Source organism: Nostoc sp., from assembly GCF_041747015.1.
GTDB lineage: Bacteria > Cyanobacteriota > Cyanobacteriia > Cyanobacteriales > Nostocaceae > Nostoc.
In genome coordinates this window covers 1-2,707 of sequence record NZ_JBGTFY010000002.1, presented here as the reverse complement: position 1 = coordinate 2,707, position 2,707 = coordinate 1, and the positions used below count along the sequence as shown (strand labels likewise).

Sequence of the window (2,707 nt, the reverse complement as noted above, 5' to 3'; positions counted from 1 at the left end):
GGCACTGGTCATTTAATTAGTGAAGGGTAATATTGAGACAGTAACGGAGTTTAACCATGCAATGTCCTCACTGCCAAAGTCGACAGGTTGTAAAGAATGGAAAGCATCATCACCAAGATGGTAGCGCAATCCAGAATTACCTGTGTCGAGGATGTCGTAAACGGTTTAGTGAACGCACTGGTACGCCGATGTGCCGCTTGAGAACCCCCTCTAGCATGGTGTCATTGGCAATGAAAATGCGAACCGAGGGGATGGGAATTCGCGCCAGTGGACGGGTATTGGAGAAATCTCATGTCAGTATTATGCGATGGGAACAACGATTGGCAGACCAAGAGAAACAATGGAGTCCGCCAGTGCCAGAAGGTAGAGTAATTACAGTAGAAGGAGATGAGGTTTACACTCGCGTTGGCGAGAACCTTCCCCCCCAGTGAGTCCGAGGGGTGGACTGTGATTTTTCTGGAGCGGGACAGTCGCTACTGGAGTGTCGCTAAAGCAGGACTCAAGACAATTGAGTTATTTGCTCAAGCGACTCAGTTAGCTTGGCAGTGGGCTGCACCGAGTGCCTTTATCCGCTGGTTTACTGACGGTGAACGGCGTTACGCTCAACAACTCTGGAAACTTGCCAGTATTTACCTGAAAAGTTCTGAAGTGACCCGCGAGTATGGACATTGCAAAGTTTGGCGGGAGGGTTTAGAGGTGGCTATCAAAATCAAAGGGTCACAAGGCAATCGGCGAGTAGAATGGGTCAAGCCGGAGCATCCTTATACGTCTATCAGTCCGGCTTGTGAAGTCCATGCCAATCATACTGAAGCCAACAATAGTGCGTTGAGGCGACGGTGTAGTGCGTATCGTCGGAGGCAAAACTTGTATGCCAAGACAGTTGAGGGACTGCAAAGAGCAGTAACGGTTCAAAGGTTGGTACACAATTGGGTTCGACCTCATTGGAGTTTAGACAAAAACATGACTCCAACAATGCTGCTTGGGCTGTATCACCGCCCGATTTCAATACTTGAGTTTCTGTCATCGCGGGGTTTTGAGAGCCTCACGAATTAGAGTACCAGTGCCCTATAATCTTCGAGAAGAAACTAAGCGCTTAAGAGGAGAGATGGTTGAACTGCGTCGGGCAAATGAAGCATTAACTGGAAAGCTTTATCAAGTTCAAAGTTCTCAGGATTTAGCCGAACGATTAAAGACAGAAAATGAATTACTGAAACAGCAATTAGATAGCTTGTGCCGCCAAGCTGAAATATCTAACGATTCATTTGCACCTCTTGATTTAAAAGATTCTAAAGTATCTTCTTTGGACAAAAAACGAATAGAGCGGTCAGATGTTAATGACAAAATTAAATCAGAGCTTGATTCTCTGGGAATTAAACTTAATACAACTCTGAGCAAGACAATTAAATCAACATCTGGTGAATTTGTTTTAAGTGCTATTCAAGCTTTAAAAGAGGCTATGTCTAGTGGTAATATTGAAAGACCAGGAGGTTGGCTTAATAGGGCAATAAAAGATGGTTGGAAGCCTAACGAAAAATATATTAGAAAAGATGAGTGGGCAAGCTTTAACGAATGGTTCAACTTAGCCAGAAAACAAGGATTGATTGTGGCAAGTATGAAGGGTGATGATGATAAGCTTTATGTCTTCACACCTGACGGCACACGATTACCCTTTGAACATATGTTAGCTGAACATCCTTTAAAGAAACTTAAATCTTAAGCAACTACGACGGTCTTTTAACCTACTTCTACGTTATCAATATTATTAAAAAGATCAAGTTGCTTGCTATTTGCTTGCTTTTCAGCAGACTTAAGAACTTCAAGACTTAAAGGAATATCAAGGGTTTTACCTTGCTCTAGAATTTCTTTAATAGTAATAATCTGAATGCAGGGATAATTTCTCCCCATAACTTTATGTTGATAGAACCCACAAGTATTTGCTTCCGTTACCATTTCAGAAGTAGGAGTTTTCAATGTGATAAATATAGCCATAGCTGCCTTCTCACGGGTCATTGTGCCATAGAGATCGCGGATATCACGGGAGGAAACCTTGCCTGACTTAACTTGTAAAACAATTTTCCTATGCCCTTGACCTTCTTCCAAAAAGAAAGCAAAGCCATCTATACCCCTGTCTGCTCCTTTTTTCTGGTTAATGGTAGCGCGGTTATTTGAATCAGGGAGAATTCATTCCTCAAAGAAAAAGATTAGAATAATTCAAACGAACGAATTTAATATCAAAGATGGCAGCAAACTTAATTCAATCATTGCAGGAGATAAGAGATTTTCGAGCATCCCAAGGCAAGCGTTATCCACTATGGTTAATTTTGCTTTTAGTGATTATGGGAACGATAAGTGGATGTAAAGGATATCAAGCACTGGAAGACTTTGGGGTGAGACATTACGAGGCAGTGAATGAGAAACTAGGGCTAACGGTAACTCGCCTGCCATCAGACACTACCTTTCGTCGCATTTTACATAAGCTTGATTTTCAAGCGTTAGCAGATCAATTTGAGCAATGGGTTAGCCAGACTATTAGTATTCAGCCTCAAGGGTGGGTAGCGATTGATGGTAAGAGTATTAAAGGAACTGTCACTGAAGCAGGAACAGCTTATCAAAACTTTGTGGCGTTAGTTTCAGTTTATTGTAGTCAACAAGGGGTAGTGCTTGCTACCCAACAGTTTGAATCAAAACATCATAGTGAATTGAAAGT

General features: G+C 42.1%; 4 protein-coding genes. 3 read left to right on the top strand and 1 reads right to left on the bottom strand.

Features of this window, described 5'->3' with window-relative positions:
• The first annotated feature begins 56 nt into the window (after window positions 1-56).
• Window positions 57-1,053, top strand: a protein-coding gene (locus ACEW80_RS00280) for an IS1 family transposase (RefSeq protein ID WP_373524674.1) whose coding sequence is annotated in 2 segments (ribosomal slippage) — window positions 57-428 and window positions 430-1,053 — 996 coding nt in all. Because the reading frame shifts where the segments join, the coding sequence is not laid out codon by codon here.
• A gap of 52 nt (window positions 1,054-1,105) precedes the next feature.
• The gene (locus ACEW80_RS00275) at window positions 1,106-1,717 is read left to right on the top strand and encodes a hypothetical protein (RefSeq protein ID WP_373524673.1); all 612 of its coding nucleotides are present in this window, start codon (window positions 1,106-1,108) and stop codon (window positions 1,715-1,717) included.
• A gap of 17 nt (window positions 1,718-1,734) precedes the next feature.
• On the opposite strand, the gene ACEW80_RS00270 is transcribed toward ACEW80_RS00275, so the two are convergent.
• Complete coding sequence (locus ACEW80_RS00270) at window positions 1,735-2,151, bottom strand: restriction endonuclease (protein WP_373524675.1); 417 nt, start codon at window positions 2,149-2,151, stop codon at window positions 1,735-1,737.
• An 86-nt stretch (window positions 2,152-2,237) separates the two neighbouring features.
• Here ACEW80_RS00270 and ACEW80_RS00265 point away from each other — a divergent pair.
• A partial coding sequence (locus ACEW80_RS00265; protein ID WP_373524672.1) for an ISAs1 family transposase occupies window positions 2,238-2,707 on the top strand: 470 nt, incomplete at its 3' end.

Coding starts and splice junctions, on each gene's coding strand:
- ACEW80_RS00275 (WP_373524673.1), top strand. CDS start 1,106: ATGGTTGAACTGCGTCGGGCAAATGAAGCATTAACTGGAAAGCTTTAT.